The 14825-nt window shown below is 71.4% G+C and carries 12 protein-coding genes; 11 read left to right on the top strand and 1 reads right to left on the bottom strand.

The genetic code is table 11. The features are described from left to right. Positions 1–322 precede the first annotated feature (322 nt). Positions 323–1876 (top strand): PP2C family protein-serine/threonine phosphatase, encoded by a 1554-nt coding sequence (locus HA039_RS17500; protein ID WP_167030585.1) that lies wholly within the window; start codon positions 323–325, stop codon positions 1874–1876. Positions 1877–1970: 94 nt separating this feature from the next. Next, positions 1971–3443, top strand: a complete 1473-nt coding sequence (locus HA039_RS17495) for an aminopeptidase P family protein (RefSeq protein WP_243869522.1) — start codon at positions 1971–1973, stop codon at positions 3441–3443. Between the two features lie 39 nt (positions 3444–3482). Here the strand turns inward: HA039_RS17495 and HA039_RS17490 are convergent, their stop codons facing one another. Beyond that, positions 3483–4019, bottom strand: coding sequence for an ATP-binding protein (locus HA039_RS17490; protein WP_167030579.1), 537 nt, complete (start codon positions 4017–4019; stop codon positions 3483–3485). Between the two features lie 276 nt (positions 4020–4295). On the opposite strand from HA039_RS17490, the gene HA039_RS17485 reads away from it, so the two are divergent. The 9 genes from HA039_RS17485 (at position 4296) to HA039_RS17445 (ending at position 14800) form a co-directional block, all read left to right on the top strand. Then, positions 4296–5123 carry a hypothetical protein gene (locus HA039_RS17485; RefSeq protein WP_167030576.1) on the top strand — a complete coding sequence of 276 codons (828 nt, stop codon included), beginning with the start codon at positions 4296–4298 and terminating at the stop codon, positions 5121–5123. A 119-nt stretch (positions 5124–5242) separates the two neighbouring features. Continuing rightward, positions 5243–6016: a YcnI family copper-binding membrane protein gene (locus tag HA039_RS17480; protein ID WP_167030573.1), complete on the top strand. Its 774-nt coding sequence runs from the start codon at positions 5243–5245 to the stop codon at positions 6014–6016. Positions 6017–6227: 211 nt separating this feature from the next. After that, positions 6228–6887: an SCO family protein gene (locus tag HA039_RS17475; protein WP_167030570.1), complete on the top strand. Its 660-nt coding sequence runs from the start codon at positions 6228–6230 to the stop codon at positions 6885–6887. Between the two features lie 89 nt (positions 6888–6976). Continuing rightward, positions 6977–7429, top strand: a complete 453-nt coding sequence (locus HA039_RS17470) for a copper chaperone PCu(A)C (protein ID WP_425086416.1) — start codon at positions 6977–6979, stop codon at positions 7427–7429. Between the two features lie 13 nt (positions 7430–7442). Beyond that, complete coding sequence (locus HA039_RS17465) at positions 7443–9587, top strand: copper resistance CopC/CopD family protein (RefSeq protein WP_167030567.1); 2145 nt, start codon at positions 7443–7445, stop codon at positions 9585–9587. Positions 9588–9591: 4 nt separating this feature from the next. Continuing rightward, positions 9592–10950, top strand: coding sequence for an iron uptake transporter deferrochelatase/peroxidase subunit (gene efeB, locus HA039_RS17460; protein ID WP_167030564.1), 1359 nt, complete (start codon positions 9592–9594; stop codon positions 10948–10950). 128 nt (positions 10951–11078) lie between these two features. Further along, complete coding sequence (pheA, locus tag HA039_RS17455) at positions 11079–12014, top strand: prephenate dehydratase (RefSeq protein ID WP_167030561.1); 936 nt, start codon at positions 11079–11081, stop codon at positions 12012–12014. A gap of 678 nt (positions 12015–12692) precedes the next feature. Continuing rightward, on the top strand, positions 12693–13970 hold the full coding sequence (serS, locus tag HA039_RS17450; RefSeq protein WP_167030558.1) for a serine--tRNA ligase: 1278 nt from the start codon (positions 12693–12695) through the stop codon (positions 13968–13970). Beyond that, a complete protein-coding gene (locus HA039_RS17445; protein WP_167030555.1) occupies positions 13967–14800 on the top strand; it encodes an HAD family hydrolase in 834 nt (277 codons plus the stop codon). Before serS ends, HA039_RS17445 begins: the two co-directional genes overlap by 4 nt. Positions 14801–14825 lie beyond the last annotated feature (25 nt).

Raw genomic sequence — 14825 nt, 5'->3', positions numbered from 1 at the left:
GAGGGGTGGCGTGCGCATCGCGCTTGCTCTCCCGCTGTACTCCGTACTTTCCTCGCCACTCCGAGGGGATGGGGTGCGCGGCCTACGGCGGACAAGACGCCGGGGCCCGCTGGCAGGTTCCGGGGCGGTCCCAACTGCCCCTGCCCGTCACCGTTTACGTACCCATCACGTTCGGAATGACGCTCCACCTGGACCGTAGGTGAACTCAGCCCCGGCAGATCCCCCAGGTTGAACTCGCCCAGTCGATCGCAAAACCTGATCAGGGGGGTCATTTTTTCGCCAAGTTCGACGCGGGCGAGTTAGCGGCCGCCCCACCAGGGCAATGCTGGACATTGCCGCAGTTCTGCGTGTAGATGTGGACGCATGGATAGCTGCGCAGAATGACATGGGGGTTTGCGATGCTATTGCACGGAACGCGCGACGCGTACCGGCGGGTAAGCCGGTTGCCATGAGCGCTCCGAACCTGCCGAAAGTGGCCGGAATCGATCCATCGACTTCCGCCCCCGCGCAGACTGCCGCACCGCTCGACGACCTCACGCCGCCGCCGGGGCTGCTGCTCCAGGACCGGCTGGCCGGCTGGGTGTCCGATCTCACCACCCTGCACGAGCTGATCGAGCGCTTGGCGGGCACCGGATCGCTGGACGACGCGCTGAGCGAGATCCTGCGCGCGGGCGCCGCCCTCGTCGGCGCCCGCCGCGGCCTGGCCGTGTTCGAACCGGCCGACGGCCTCGGCCCGGCGAGCACGCGCGGCCTGGGGCTGGCGCACGCCGAACTGGGGCACCTGGAGACGGTGCCGCGCTGCGCCACGTCGTACGGCCGGCTCCTCGACCGTGGCGCGGGCCCCGCCGAACCCGTCGCCGCCCCCGACCTGCTCGGCGACACGGAGCTGGATCCCCGGCAGCGCGAGGTGGCGGCGCGGCTGGGGTACGCGGCGAGTTACGCCGTACCGCTGGGGACGGCGGGCGGGACGGCGGCCAAGGCGACGGCCGGGACTGCCTGCGGGACGCGGCTCGGCGCCGCCGTCTGGTTCTACGACGAGCCCGCCGAACCGGCAGAACGGCAACGCCACCTCGTCGCCCTCTACGCGCGCTACGCGAGCGAGCACCTCGCCCTCCTCCTGGAGCTGGAACGCACCCGCGCCCGTACCGCCACCCTCACCGACGAGCTGCTCCCCGGCCGGCTCCCCCGTGTCCACGGCGTCCGGCTCGCGGCGCGCCACCGCACGGGGCCGCACGGCGGAGGTGACTGGTACGACGCGCTGCCGCTGCCCGAGGGCGCGGTGGGGCTGTCCGTCGGGTCGGTGAGCGGCTCCGGGCCGAGCGCGGTCGCCGCGATGGGGCGGCTGCGGGCCTCGCTGCGGGCGTACGCGGTGATGGAGGGCGAGGACCCCGTCGCCGTACTGTCCGATCTGGAACTGCTGTTGCGGCTCACCGAGCCGGCCCGCACGGCGACCGCGCTCTTCGCGTACGCCGAACCCGCGCGGGGCTCGGTCGTGCTGGCCGGGGCCGGGCACGCCCCGCCGCTGATCGTGGGGGCCGGGCGCACCGAGTTCGTCGAGACGTCGCTCTCGGCGCCGCTGGGGATGCTGTCGTGCTGGGAGGCGCCGAGCGTGGAGCTTTCTCCTGAGCCAGGAGAAACGGTGCTGCTGTACACCGACGGGCTGCTGCGGCGGACCGGCGAGCCCATGGACCTGGCCTTCGCCCGCCTGCACGCGGCGGCCGCGAGTGTGCCGGAGGCGGTACGGGACGACCCGGGCGCGGTCGTGGACCACGTGCTGCGGGCCGTGCTGCCGGCGGAGGGCGAGGCACCGGCGGGGGTGACCGGCCGGGGCGGCTCGGCCGACGACGTGGTCATGCTCGCCGTCCGTTTCGACTGATTGCTCACAAGCCCGTCACATCGACCTGGACCCTCTTTCCTTCGCACATACGATGGAACGATGGTCCAGAGTCGTATCGAGTCGAGGAGAAGACGTGGCTGAGGAGCTCCCCCCGGAGACCCCGGAAGCGGAAGAGAAGCCGATCAAACAGCGGAAGAACGGTCTGTACTCCGGCGTGTCCGACGAGCTCGCGAACAACATGAAGTCCGGCTGGGCCGACACCGAACTGCACGGCCTGGAGCCGATCGCGCAGGCCTCCCACACGGCCGCGCGCCGCGCCGCGCTGTCCGCGCGCTTCCCCGGCGAGCGCCTGGTGGTCCCCGCGGGCAACCTCAGGACCCGGTCGAACGACACCGAGTACCCCTTCCGGGCCGGCACCGAGTACACGTACCTCACCGGTGACCAGACCCACGACGGCGTCCTCGTCCTCGAACCGCGGAAGAACGGCGCCCTCGACGACGGCCACGACGCGGCTCTCTACCTGCTCCCGCGGTCGAACCGGGAGAACGGCGAGTTCTGGCTCGACGGCCACGGCGAGTTGTGGGTCGGCCGCCGGCACTCCCTGACGGAGGCCGAGCAGCTGTTGGGCCTTCCCGCCAAGGACGTACGCGAGGTGGCCGCGACCCTCGCCGAGGCCACCGGGCCCGTGCGGGTCGTGCGCGGGCACGACGCGTCGGTGGAGGCCGCGCTGACCGACAAGGTCACGGCCGAGCGCGACGAGGAGTTGCGGGTCTACCTGTCCGAGGCGCGCGCGGTGAAGGACGAGTTCGAGATCGGCGAGCTCCAGAAGGCCGTCGACTCGACCGTGCGGGGCTTCGAGGACGTCGTGAAGGTCCTCGACAAGGCCGAGGCCACCAGCGAGCGCTACATCGAGGGAACGTTCTTCCTGCGGGCCCGCGTCGAGGGCAACGACATCGGCTACGGCTCGATCTGCGCCGCCGGACCGCACGCCACGACCCTGCACTGGGTACGCAACGACGGCGACGTGCGCTCCGGCGACCTGCTCCTCCTCGACGCCGGCGTGGAGACGCACACCCTCTACACCGCCGACGTCACCCGTACCCTCCCGATCGGCGGCCGCTACAGCGCGATCCAGCGGAAGGTCTACGACGCGGTGTACGAGGCGCAGGAGGCCGGGATCGCGGCGGTCAGACCCGGCGCCAAGTACCACGACTTCCACCTCGCCTCGCAGCGCGTGCTCGCCGAGAAGCTCGTCGAGTGGGGCCTGCTGGAGGGGCCGGTGGAGCAGGTCCTGGAGCTGGGACTCCAGCGGCGCTGGACCCTGCACGGCACCGGCCACATGCTCGGCCTGGACGTCCACGACTGCGCCGCCGCGCGCCGGGAGGCGTACGCCGACGGGACGCTGGAGCCCGGGATGTGCCTCACCGTCGAGCCGGGGCTGTACTTCCAGGCGGACGACACGACGGTCCCGGAGGAGTACCGCGGCATCGGGGTCCGGATCGAGGACGACCTCGTCGTGACCGAGGACGGGAACCGGAACCTGTCCGCCGCACTGCCGCGCCGGGCCGACGAGGTCGAGGCGTGGATGGCGGATCTGAAGAAGTAGGTACCCGGAGAGGTACGCGGAGGGCGTCCCGCCCCGCGCTCACATGGCGCGGAGCAGGGCGCCCTCCCGCCACTTGAGGATCTTGTCGAAGCTGACCACGGCCCCGCGGCCCGGCCGGTTGCGGAAGTACACGTGGTCGGCGAGCTGCTCGATCAGGCACAGCCCCCGGCCGCTCTCGGCGGTCGGCGCGGGTGCCGGGGTCACGGGCGCGGTCACCGTCGTACCGGCCGCGACCGGCGCGGCGACGGGGGCCGGGGACGGCGTGGCCGCGCCGACCTGCGTGGTACGCCGCGTCATGCGCCGCGCGGGAAAGCCCGGCCCGGAATCCGCCACCTCGATACGGCACTTCTCGCCGTCCAGATAGGCCGTCACCTGGTACGCCCCCGGCGCCTCCCCGGGCCGTCCGTCGCCGCCGTGCTCGACGGCGTTGGCGCAGGCCTCGGTGAGCGCGACGGACAGGTCGAACGAGACGTCCGGGTCGACGCCCGCGGTCTCCATGGTGCCGAGGAGCAGGCGCCGGGCCAGCGGAACGCTCGCGGCTTCGCGCCGCAGGTGCAGAGACCACCAGATGCTCATGCTCCAGCCTCCAGGCCACGGCTCGACATACCGATACGTATTGCCCTTCGCGCCGTGCCGTAAGCACCTGGACGATCGGATGGCCCCGATGGGCCCCAATGCCCCCCGTTCGGCGGACGCGTGGACGGGGGACGGCGGTGTATGCGGCGGTGTATGCGGCGGTGTATGCGGCGCGCGGAGCCGGGACGGCGAACCCTGACGGGGAACCCGGACAGAGAGCGACCTTCCGGACCTGCCCTGCGGCGCGCGGGGGCGCAGTGCGATGATGACCCGGCCATGTCGTCCGATCACGTCGCTCGCGCCGTAGCCGCCCCGCGGCTGCTGAGGACCGCGGTGTTCACCGCGGTCTGCGTCGTGCTGTCCGCGACGGGTCACGTCCTGGCCGCCTGCGCCCCGGTCCCCTGGTGGACCCTGGTCCTCGGCTTCCTGGGAGTCTTCGCGGTCATCGCGCCGCTCGCCGGACGCGCGCGCTCGACCCCCACCATCGTCGCGGCCCTGACGGGTGGACAGCTCGCGCTGCACACCCTCTTCGGCTTCGGGCAACAGACCATGACGATGCCCATGGGCTCGGGCACCAACGACGCGCTCATCAGGATGGCCGCGAAGCTGGTCTGCGGCGCGGGCCCCGCCTCGCTGAGTCCGGTGGACGCGCAACGGATCGTCTCCGACGCCGGGATCAGCCTCACCGGCCACGGCACCGGGACCGGCATGGCCGCCGGGCACGGCGCCCACGTCATGGTGATGGGCGTCGGCCCCATGGCCTCCGCGGACGGGCTGCTGCCCTCCCTCCCGATGGTGGTCGGACACCTGCTGGCCGCGCTCGCGACCGGCTGGCTCCTGCGCCACGGCGACCTCGCCCTGCTCCGGCTCGTCCGGCTCTCGGCGCAGGGCATTGGCGAGGTCAGGGAGAACGCCCAACTGCGCTCCCTGCGCGCCGCGCTCTCTCTCGTACGGGCCCTGCGCGCCGGACTGCCAAGCGCGCCCGCCCGGGGGCCGCGTCCGCCGCGTGCCTCGTACGGCCCCCCGCCGGTACCGGCCGGGGAGACACTCCAGCACACAGTGATCAGGCGCGGGCCGCCGGCCGGCCTCGCTCTCGCCGCCTGACGCGACGCACTCCGCTCGGCACGGGGGTGTGGTCGCCATGCCGTCGCGTGTCCTCCCCACGCGACCGCATCCGCTCGCTCTCATGATCACTGGCTTCTCATCACACCGTGGAGTGTTCCGTGTTCCCAGCCAAGAAGTTCTCCGGTTCGAACCTCGTCCGTGTCACCGTCGCCGGCGGCGTCGCCGCCTCGGCCGTCCTGCTGCTGGCGGGGCCTGCGTCCGCGCACGTGAGCGTGCAGCCGCTAGGCGTGGCCGCCAAGGGCGGTTCGGCCATCGTCAACTTCAAGGTCCCCAACGAGCGTGACGACGCCAACACCACCCAGCTGGAGGTGAACATCCCCGCCGACCACCCGCTGGCCTCCGTGATGCCGGAGCCCATCCCGGGCTGGAAGATCGTCGTCACCAAGGCCAAGCTGGCCAAGCCGCTGGAGCTGCACGGCAGCCAGATCACCGAGGCGGTCTCCAAGGTCACCTGGACGGCGAACCCCGGCGGCGGGACCCCGGCCGGCCAGTTCCAGCTCTTCCCCGTCTCCCTCAGCCAGCTGCCCGAGGACACCGACCAGTTGGTGTTCAAGGCCATCCAGACGTACTCCAACAAGGAGGTCGTCCGGTGGATCGAGGAGCAGAAGGAAGGCGCGGCCGAGCCCGAGAACCCGGCGCCCGTCCTCAAGCTGACCGCCGCCACCGAGGACGAGCACGGCGCGCCGGCCACGAACGCCACCGCCAAGTCCGCCGCCGGGGGCAGTGAGGCCCACACCACCGCGAAGACCGAGACGGCCTCCGGCGACACCAGCGACTCCACCGCCCGTGTCCTCGGGGTCGTCGGCATCGTCGTCGGCATCGCGGGTGTCGCCTTCGGCGTCCTCGCCGGCCGCCGCCGCACCACCACCTGACCCGCCCGCCACCGACCCTCGGCACGCGGGGCTGTGACGCCGTGGTGGCGTGACGGCGCGACGGCCACATCGCGCCGTCACGCCGCCGCGAGACGGCGACGTCTCCGCGTACGGACACACGCCGCGTCCCGGCGATCCACCGCCCCAGGCCCTCACGGACCCGCGTGCCCGGTGCCGGCCTCCCGCACCCCTCGACCAGGAAACACCTCCCATGCGTAAGAAGACCGTGTCCACCGCCGCCGCCCTCGCGGTCCTGACGGCACTCACCCTCACCGCGTGCGGCGACGGCGGCAGCGACGCCGCCAAACCGATCGCCGACATCTCCATGCAGCCGAAGACCAAGGCCGCGACCGTCCTCGACCAGCCCTTCGCCAAGCCCGACTTCGTCCTCACGGACACCAAGGGCAAGCCCTACGACTTCCGCGAGCGGACCAAGGGCAAGGCCACGCTCATCTACTTCGGCTACACCAACTGCCCGGACGTCTGCCCGACCACGATGAGCAACATCGCCATCGCCAAGAAGTCCCTCCCCAAGGCCGACCAGGACAAGCTCCAGGTCGTGTTCGTCACCACCGACCCGGCCAGGGACACCCCCGCGTCGCTCGCCAAGTGGCTGCCCGCCGCGGGCGATCCGTCCTTCGTCGGGCTCACCGGAGACTTCAAGACCATCCAGGCCGGCGCGCGCAGCATCGGCATCGGCATCGACCCGGCGACGACGAACAAGGACGGCACCGTCGTCTCCATGCACGGCGCACAGGTCATCGCGTTCTCGCCGAAGACCAACGACGGGTACCTCCTGTACGGCGACGACGCGTCCTCGGACGACTACGCGAAGGACCTCCCGAAGATCATCAAGGGAGAGAACCCGTGACGGGGGACGCCGACCCGGCACCGGCGCCCGCGTCGGCAGGGGCTTCGGCAGCGGCACCGGCGCCGGCCCAGCGGACGTCGCCGCGCCTCGTGATCGCCGGCGGCCTCACCTCCGCCCTGGCACTCGCGCTGATACTCGTCGGCTGCTCGTCCGGATCGTCCACCTCCTCGAAGTCGCCCGAACTGAAGGTCAGCGGGGCCTACATGCCCCGCCCGGTCAGTGACCTCGCGGCCGCCTTCCTGGTCGTCACCAACAGCGGCGGCGCCGCCGACAAACTCACCTCCGTCACCAGCTCTCTCTCCAACGACATCACCATCCACAAGACCGAGGACCAGAAGATGGTGGAGGTGACGTCCTTCGCCATCCCGGCGGGCGGCACCCTGGATCTCGCCCGCGGCGGGAGCCACATCATGTTCGCCAAGCTCAAGCAGCAGCCGAAGCAAGGCCAGCAGATCGGCATCGAGCTGCACTTCGAGAAGGCCGACCCGATCAAGGTCGAGCTTCCCGTGAAGGAGACCACGTACAACCCGGCGCAGAACTGAGGGACTGAACACCATGACGACCACCGCCCCGCGCTTCGGAGCCGCACCGGCCGCACCACTCGTGCGACTGCTGCTCGTCGCCACCGTGCTGCTCGGCACCGTCTTCACCGTGCTGTCCGGCACGGCGTCGGCACACGCCGCGCTCACCGGCAGCACCCCCGAGGACGGGGCGGTGGTCGCCACCGCCCCCAAGGACGTCGCCCTCACCTTCTCCGAGCAGGTCGCCCTGAGCGACAACTCGATCCGCGTCCTGGACCCGAGCAACAAACGGGTCGACACCCAGAAGATCCGGAACCTGAGCCGCGGCAGCACCGTCACCTACGCCGTGGACCTGCACGCCGGTCTGCCCGACGGCACCTACACCGTCGCCTGGCAGGCCGTCTCGGCCGACAGCCACCCCGTCTCGGGCGCCTTCACCTTCTCCATCGGCGCCCCGTCGAAGACCGAGGCCACCCTGCCCACCGAGAAGGTCGGCGGCGGACTGGTCGGCTTCCTCTACGACGTCGCGCGCTACGTCTCGTACGCCGGTTTCATCCTCCTCGTCGGTGGTTCGGCCTTCGTCCTCGGCAGCTGGCCGCGCGGCGCGTCCGTCCGGCCGCTGCAACGGCTCGTCGTCCAGGGCTGGATCGCCCTCACCGCCGCCACGCTTGTCCTCCTCCTGCTCCGCACCCCCTATACCGGCTCCGGCAAACTGGCCGACGCCTTCGACCTGGGCGGACTCCGGGACGTCCTCACCACCAAGGCCGGCACCGCCCTCGTCTCCCGGCTGCTCCTCCTCGGCGCCGCCGCGCTCTTCGTGGCCGTCCTCTTCGGTGCGTACGCCCGGCGGGGAACACCCGCGACCGAGGAAGAGGCGAAGGAGAAGAAGGACCTCACCTTCGGACTCGCCGTCGGCGGCGTGGTGGTCGCGGCCGGCATCGCCGCCACCTGGGCGCTCTCCGAGCACGCGTCGACCGGGATCCAGACCGGTCTCGCCATGCCGGTGGACGTCCTGCACCTGCTGGCGGTGGCGATCTGGCTGGGCGGCCTGACGGCGCTGCTCGTCGCGCTGTACCGAGGGCCCTCCATCGCGGGCGCCGCCGTACGGCGCTTCTCCCGCACCGCCTTCGTCAGCGTCGTCGTCCTCGCCTCGACCGGGCTCTACCAGTCCTGGCGGCAGGTCGGGTCGTGGTCGGCGCTCGGGGGTACGTCATACGGGCAACTCCTTCTGGTCAAGGTCGGGCTGGTCGCCGTCATGGTCGCCATCGCCTTCTTCTCCCGCAGGTGGACAGCGCGCCTGGGAGAGCCGGCCGAGGTCCCTGCGGAGGCCGGAACGGAGTCCGGAGCTGACGCCGGAACAGGGGTCGGGGCGGAGGTCGGGGCAAAGCCCGGTGCAGGGACCGGAGCGGAGACCGACGCGCGGGCGGATGTCGAGGTGGATGCGAAGGCCGCGGCTGGGAACGGGTCTGGGGCCGCGGTCCTGGCCGGCGCCGAAGCGGCGGGCAGAACCGGAGCGGAGAGCGAGTCGGGGTCGGAGACCACGACCGGACAGGGGACCCGGTCCGAGACCGTCACCGCGAGCACCCCCGCGGTGGGCGATACTCATAGGATTGCCCAGCTCGCCCGCCAGCAAGCCGCGATGGCGACAGCTCGCCAAAAGCGACTGCGCGACGCCGACACCGAACGTTCCGGACTCCGCCGTTCCGTCCTCGCGGAGGCAGGCGTCGCCGTCGTACTCCTCGCCGTCACGACAGTGTTGACGTCGACCGAGCCCGGCCGTACCGCCGAGGAGGAGGCGAACCGGACCGGCGCCTCCGCCAGCGCGCCCGCGACCGCCGGGCCCCTCGACGTCACCCTGCCCTTCGACACCGGCGGCGTGAAGGGCAAGGGCACGGTGCAGGTCACCCTCGACCCCGGCACGTCCGGCGCCAACCTCATGCACCTGTACATAGACGGGCCGGACGGCCAGCCCCTCGACGTACCCGAGGTGAAGGTGGCCTTCACCCTGACCTCGCAGAAGATCGGCCCCCTGCCGATCGTCCCGGAGCGGTTCGCCGCCGGACACTGGAGCGCGGACGGGGTACAGCTCCCGATGCCGGGAGTCTGGAAGCTCCAGGTGACCGTACGGACCTCCGACATCGACCAGATCACCGTCGACAAGAACGTAAAGATCGGCTGACCCCGTGAGCGACACCCAGCAGAACGACCTCGCCCGGAAAGACGGCAAGGACAGCGAGGCCGACCACGGCACCGACCACGGCACCGGAGCCGCGCCCGCCGGCGTCTCGCGCCGCCGCCTCCTCGGCACCGCGAGCGCCGTCGGAGCCGCCGGCCTGGCCGTCGGCGCGGCGGGCGGAGCCGCCGCCTCCGCGGCCGGCCGGCACGAACCCGCCTCCGTCACCGCGCTGACCACCGTCGGCACGGACACCGTCGCCTTCCACGGCGCGCACCAGCCGGGCATCACCACACCCCTACAGGCGCGCGGCCACCTCGTCGCCTTCGACCTGGCGCCGGGAGCCGGACGCAAGGAGGCCAGCGCGCTGCTGCGCCGCTGGTCCGCGTCGGCCCGGGCCCTGATGGCCGGGGAACCGGCCGCCGGTCACGACACCGGCGTCGCCCTGGACGCCGGCCCGTCCTCCCTCACCGTCACCTTCGGCTTCGGCCGCACCTTCTTCGACCGGACGGGCCTCACCGGCCGCCGGCCCTCCGCGCTCGACCCGCTCCCCCCGTTCTCCTCCGACCACCTCGACGCCCGGCGCAGCGACGGCGACCTGTGGATCCAGGTCGGCGCGAACGACGCGCTCGTCGCCTTCCACGCCCTGCGCACCCTCCAGAAGGACGCGGGCGCGGCGGCCCGGGTCCGGTGGCAGATGAACGGCTTCAACCGCACCCCCGGCGCGACCGCGCACCCGATGACGGCCCGCAACCTCATGGGCCAACTCGACGGGACCGCCAACCCCAAGCCGTCCGAGCCCGACTTCGACCGGCGCCTCTTCGTACCGCCCACCCCCACGGCCGGCCCCGCGGCCGACAGCACGGCTTCCGAGGACACCGCCTGGATGGCGGGCGGCTCCTACGCCGTCGTACGACGCATCCGCATGCTCCTCGACAGCTGGGAACAGCTCTCCCTCCACCATCAGGAACAGGTCATCGGCCGGCGCAAGGCCGACGGCGCGCCCCTCACCGGAGGCACGGAAGGCACCGCACTCGGCCTCGACACCGTCGGACCGGACGGCAAACTGGTCATCCCCGGCAACGCACACGCTCGCATCTCCGCCCCGGAGGCGAACGGCGGGGCCGCGATGCTGCGTCGCCCCTTCTCCTTCCACGACGGGATCGGCCCGGACGGGACGCCGGACGCGGGGCTGCTCTTCGTCTGCTGGCAGGCCGATCCGCTCAAGGGATTCGTACCCGTGCAACGCAAGCTCGACCGCGGGGACGCGCTATCGGCGTACATTCGCCACGAGGCGAGCGGACTGTTCGCGGTTCCGGGCGGGGCGCGTGAGGGCGAGTACGTGGGCCAGCGCCTCCTGGAGGCCTGACCACGCCTCCCACTCGGTCAAGGTCCCTGCTCCGGTCAAGTGCCCTGTCCCGCCTGGGGACATGATCCGGAGGCGGGCGTCCCGGATCGGGCACCTCGGCACCTCTGTAGGACCACTAGGGTGACCGTATGTCGGCCACGCGTTACACGTATCTCGGCCCCGAGGGCACCTTCACCGAGGCCGCCCTCCGTACGCTTCCGGAAGCCGCCACGCGCGAGCTGATCCCGATGGTGTCCGTCCCGGCGGCTCTCGACGCCGTACGGAACGGGGATGCCGCCGCCGCGCTCGTACCGATCGAGAACTCGGTCGAAGGCGGTGTCACGGCCACGCTCGACGAACTCGCCTCCGGCGAACCGCTGATGATCTACCGCGAGGTGCTGCTCCCGATCGCCTTCGCATTGCTCGCACGGCCCGGCACCGCGCTGGCCGACGTCAAGACCGTGACCGGTCACCCGGTCGCCCAGCCGCAGGTGCGCAACTGGTTGCGGAACCGTCTGCCGGACGCGCTGTGGGAGTCGGCGGCGTCGAACGCGGACGGCGCGCGGCTGGTGCAGGAGGGGCGGTACGACGCGGCGTTCGCGGGTGAGTTCGCGGCGGCGACGTACGGGCTGGAGCCGCTGGTCACCGACATCCACGACGCGGAGAACGCCGAGACCCGGTTCGTGCTGGTGGGCCGGCCCGCGCGGCCCGCGTCGCCGACGGGCGCCGACAAGACCTCGGTGGTCATCTGGCTGGGCGACGACCACCCCGGCGCGCTGCTCGAACTGCTCCAGGAGTTCGCGGTGCGCGGGGTCAACCTGATGCTGATCCAGTCGCGGCCGACGGGCGCGGGCATCGGCAACTACTGCTTCGCCGTGGACGCCGAGGGGCACATCACGGACCGGCGGGTGGGGGAGGCGCTGATGGGGCTCAAGCGGATCTGCCCCAAGGTTCGGTTCCTCGGGTCGTACCCGCGTGCGGGGGTGTCGGCGGCCGACACGGGGAAGCTGCGGGCCGGTACCTCGGACGCGGAGTTCATCGAGGCGGCGGACTGGCTGGCCCGCAGCCAGGACGGCCGGACCTGAGCGCCGAGGACCCGGTCGGCACACGCCCTTCCGCGCCGCCCCGTGTACCGCCCGGTTGGCTCGGGCTGTACGTCTCCGGCCTGCGCATCCTTCTTCGCCTGTGGATGCAGGGGAAAGTTATCCACAGGCTTGCGCCTCGACCTGGGGACAAGTCGATAACTCAACCCGACACAGTCGACAAATCCCCCCACTCGCCCCACTCCCGTCCACAGGGCGCCAGGTCGCCCGTGTCACCCCAATTCCAGCGACCAACTCGTTAGAGCGAGCCATTCCCACCCGAATGAGTGTGTGAAGTGCGTTTAAGCGGGGAATTCTCCGCCCTGCACACAGACGCCGGAACGATCACTTCCGCCATCCACAGAACTCCCGCACAGCCTGTGGATAACTTTATTGGTGACACACAGCTCGCTGTGGACAACTCAACGAGTTCGCCGCCCCAAGTCCCCTCCGCCGCAAGGATGGTGAGTCAAGGCGACGACGGCAGAGTGCCTCGTTCCGGGGAATTGGATCACTTTCATTGACGTGAGGCGAATACCGTTCCGGTGCGCCTCGCGCGTCACCGCTTCGCGCCCCACCCCACACTTCTCCCAATTTGCACAATTCCGGCAAGTGGGACAAAGAGACACGGGTATCGATATCGAGTGGGGTGGTGTCGGCGCGCACCGGTAGCCTTGTGGGGTGATTGACCTTCGCCTGCTCCGTGAGGACCCCGACCGTGTTCGCGCCTCCCAGCGCGCCCGTGGAGAGGACGTCGCGCTCGTCGACGCCCTGCTCTCCGCCGATGAGCGGCGCAGGTCGTCCGGCCTCCGCTTCGACGAGCTGCGTTCCGAGCAGAAGTCGCTCGGCAAGCTGATCCCCAAGGCCTCGGCCGAGGAGAAGGCGGACCTGCTCAGGAAGGCCGAGCAGCTCAAGTCCGACGTCAAGGCCGCCGATGTCACGCAGCACGAGGCCGACGACGAGGCCAAGCGGCTCCTGCTCCAGCTGGGCAACGTCGTGCACCCCGACGTCCCGGTCGGCGGCGAGGAGGACTTCGTCGTCCTGGAGACGCACGGCACGATCCGGGACTTCGCCGCGGAGGGCTTCGAGCCCAAGGACCACCTGGAGCTGGGCGAGTCGCTGGGCGCCATCGACGTCGAGCGGGGCGCCAAGGTGTCCGGCTCGCGCTTCTACTACCTGACGGGCGTCGGCGCGCTGCTGGAGCTCGCTCTGGTGAACGCGTCGATCGCGCAGGCCACCGAGGCCGGGTTCGTCCCGATGCTCACGCCCGCGCTGGTCCGCCCGCGCGCCATGGAGGGCACGGGCTTCCTCGGCCAGGCCGCGGAGAACGTGTACCACCTGGAGAAGGACGACTACTACCTGGTCGGTACGTCGGAGGTCCCCCTCGCCGCGTACCACATGGACGAGATCATCGAGGCCGGCAAGCTGCCGCTGCGCTACGCCGGGTTCTCGCCGTGCTTCCGCCGCGAGGCGGGGACGTACGGCAAGGACACCCGGGGCATCTTCCGTGTCCACCAGTTCGACAAGGTCGAGATGTTCTCGTACGTCGACCCGGCCGAGGCGGAGGCCGAGCACCAGCGCCTGCTGGACTGGGAGAAGCAGTGGCTGAGCGCTCTCGGGCTGCCCTTCCAGGTGATCGACGTGGCGTCGGGGGACCTGGGTGCCTCCGCGTCGCGCAAGTTCGACTGCGAGGCGTGGATCCCGACGCAGGGCAAGTACCGCGAGTTGACGTCGGCGTCCAACTGTGACGGCTTCCAGGCGCGTCGGCTCTCCGTCCGGATGCGGGACGGCAAGCAGGTGAAGCCGCTGTCGACGCTGAACGGCACGCTGTGCGCCGTACCGCGCACGATCGTGGCGCTGCTGGAGAACCACCAGCAGGCGGACGGTTCGGTGTGGGTGCCCGAGGTGCTGCGTCCGTACCTGGGCGGGCGCGAGGTTCTGGAGCCGATCGCCAAGTGACCGCCGCCTCGGCCGGTACGGAGGCGTCGTTCCCGTACAAGCTGGTGGCGACCGACCTGGACGGCACGCTGCTGCGGGGGGACTCCACGGTCTCCCCGCGCACCCGTGAAGCGCTCGCCGCCGTGACCGCGGCGGGCGCCGCTCACATCATCGTCACGGGTCGAGCGGTGCCGTGGACACGGCACATCCTGGACGACCTCGGGTACGACGGTCTGGCGGTGTGCGGCCAGGGGGCGCAGGTCTACCACGCGGGCGAGCACAGGCTGTTGACGTCGGTGACGCTGGACCGGCAGCTGGCCGGGGCGGCGCTGGCCAAGATCGAGGCGGAGGTCGGCCCGCTGGCGCTGGCCGTGAGCCAGGACGGTCTCGACGGTGAGGTGCTGTTCGGCCCCGGTTACCGGGTGCACGAGGGTCCGCTCGCCTCGGTGCCCGAGGACGATCCCGTGAAGATGTTCGCGGCTCCGCTGAACAAGGTGTACATCCAGCATCCCGAGCTGGACGACGACGAGTTGACGCGGGTCGCGCGGGCGGCGGTCGGCGACATGGTCGCGGTGGTGATGGCGGGCGCCGGTGTGGTCGAGATCCTGCCGCTGGGGCTGAGCAAGGCGACGGGGCTGTCGCTGGCGGCGCGGCGGCTGGGCGTGAAGGCGGCGGACACGATCGCGTTCGGCGACATGCCGAACGACATCCCGATGTTCGGCTGGGCGCGGCACGGCGTGGCGATGGCCAACGCGCACGAGGAGTTGAAGGCCGTGGCCGACGAGGTCACGGCGTCGAACGAGGACGACGGCATCGCGGTGGTGCTGGAGAAGCTGCTGCTTCAGGGCTGAGGCTCCGAGGGACCGGGCCGCGTGG

The sequence above is a fragment of the Streptomyces liangshanensis genome, from assembly GCF_011694815.1.
GTDB classification, from domain to species: domain Bacteria; phylum Actinomycetota; class Actinomycetes; order Streptomycetales; family Streptomycetaceae; genus Streptomyces; species Streptomyces liangshanensis.
This window is presented reverse-complemented; position numbering and strand designations above follow the sequence as displayed.